Source organism: Paractinoplanes hotanensis, from assembly GCF_023717965.1.
GTDB lineage: Bacteria > Actinomycetota > Actinomycetes > Mycobacteriales > Micromonosporaceae > Actinoplanes > Actinoplanes polyasparticus.
In genome coordinates this window covers 1-1,745 of record NZ_JAMQOL010000119.1, presented here as the reverse complement: position 1 = coordinate 1,745, position 1,745 = coordinate 1, and the positions used below count along the sequence as shown (strand labels likewise).

Genomic DNA, 1,745 nt, shown 5'->3' with positions numbered 1-1,745 from the left:
AGGGCTCGCCGAGAAATAACACGTTGGTTGGATCTTTATCGGGCGGGGTTTAGGACCGTTTGGTGCCGGCCGCGAGTTGATTGATCAAGGCGTTGGACGGGTTCGGTGCGTGCGTGATGGTGGTGCCGTGTTGATCGAGGAGTTGTCGTGTCTCGCGGATGGCTCGGCTGATGGTGGATCTGTTGCTGCGGAACAGGTGTGCCAGGGTGTCCGGGGGTAGAGACAGCCTCAGGTGCAGGATGGTGGCCAGGACTCGGTCGGGGAACCCGAACGTGGGTGGGCGCCCGGATCGTGGGGCGTGGGGCCGGGTTCCGGTGTCGCCGGCGGCTTTGACGGCTTGCTGGTAGGCGGCCATGGTGGCTTCACGCCGGCTATCGATGATGGCTTCGAGGTCGGTGGTAAGCGCGGTCAGGTCGTCGGTGGTCATGCCGGTGAAAGTGGGATGTGACAAGGATTCTGGCGCCTCGACCGGGGCGCTGATGGGGGCCGGGTTGTCGGGCGTGGCCGGGTGCAGGGTGTAGTTCCAGTCGCCGTGGAAGCTATGCCGGGCGATCGGGAGGGCGGCCATGCGGGCGTCGCTGATCTGTACTCCGGTGGGGTAGTCGCCGGTGTCGAGTTGTGCTTGCACGCTCAGGCCGGTGCCGGTGGTGGTCGCCGCGATGGACTGCAGGATGACTTCGTGGCTGGTCAGGGGCCGGCCGCGCCAGTTCATGGTGATGTGGCAGAACAGCCGGTGCTCGATTTTGTTCCATTTGCTGGTGCCGGGTGGCAGGTGGCAGACGGTGATAGCCAGGCCGGTCTGCGCGGCCAGGTCGGCGAGTTCGGCTTTCCACGCGCGGCTGCGGTAGCCGTTGGACCCGCCGGCGTCGGCGGTGATCAGGAGCCGGGTCGCGTTTGGGTAGTCGTGGGTGCCGCGGGTGTGCCACCAGCGGCGAATCGATTCGACGGCGAACGCGGCGGTGTCGTGGTCGGTGCCGACGTTGACCCAGCCGGTGTTCGCGGTGATGTCGTAGATGCCATACGGCACGGCCTTGCCCACGCTGTCGCCGGGGAAATCGTGGGTGTTGACCTCAACAGGTTGTCCGGCCGGGCGCCACTGCCGGCCCGCGTTCTTGAACGCGCCGAGCAGTTCCTTTTTCTTCGTGTCGACGCTGATCACCGGCTGGCCGGCGTCGCGGTGGGCGCGGGCCTGCTCGTTGAGGTAGCGGAACTGTCCGTCACGGTCCGGGTGTTGTTTACCCTCCAGGGTTTTTGTGTTGCCCTGCAGGCTGAACCCGTCTTCGCGCAACAGATCAGCGACGACGTCGGCGCTGACCGGATGGCCTTGGCGGGTCAGTTCGGTAGCGAGGTTGCGGGTCGATTTCGTGGTCCATCGCAGCGGGGACATCGGGTCGCCGCGTTCGTCCGGCTCGACCAGGGCCAGCAACGCGGGACGCAACCCGGGATCGAGGTCTGCGGCCTTTTTCCGGCCCCCGCCAGGCTTACGGGCCCGGCCCAAGGAGGGGGCCGTCCCGGCGTCGAGTTCATCGACGCCGAGCGCGACGGTCGCTTCCCGGACCCCGGCCGCCCTGGCCACCGCGCGGATCCCGCCGTGACCCAGGACCCGGGCCTCAGCGCCCAGCAACAACCGGCGCTGCCGCTCGTCCAGATGCGGAAGGACCGCCTGGAACTTCACCGTCAGTTGCTCTTGAATCTCCACCATCACGCCCATAACAGATCAACGGACCACAATCCGTCAAGCTACG

Annotated in this window: 1 protein-coding gene; it reads right to left on the bottom strand. The window is 66.7% G+C overall.

Going from position 1 to position 1,745, the window contains the following annotated elements; genetic code table 11:
• Window positions 1-49: 49 nt before the first annotated feature.
• Entirely contained in the window at window positions 50-1,711 is a 1,662-nt protein-coding gene (locus LXN57_RS47655) for an ISAzo13 family transposase (protein ID WP_251804954.1), read from the bottom strand.
• Window positions 1,712-1,745 lie beyond the last annotated feature (34 nt).

Bases quoted from the DNA above. Each gene is read 5' to 3' on its own strand.
- LXN57_RS47655 (WP_251804954.1), bottom strand. From the start codon at position 1,711: ATGGGCGTGATGGTGGAGATTCAAGAGCAACTGACGGTGAAGTTCCAG.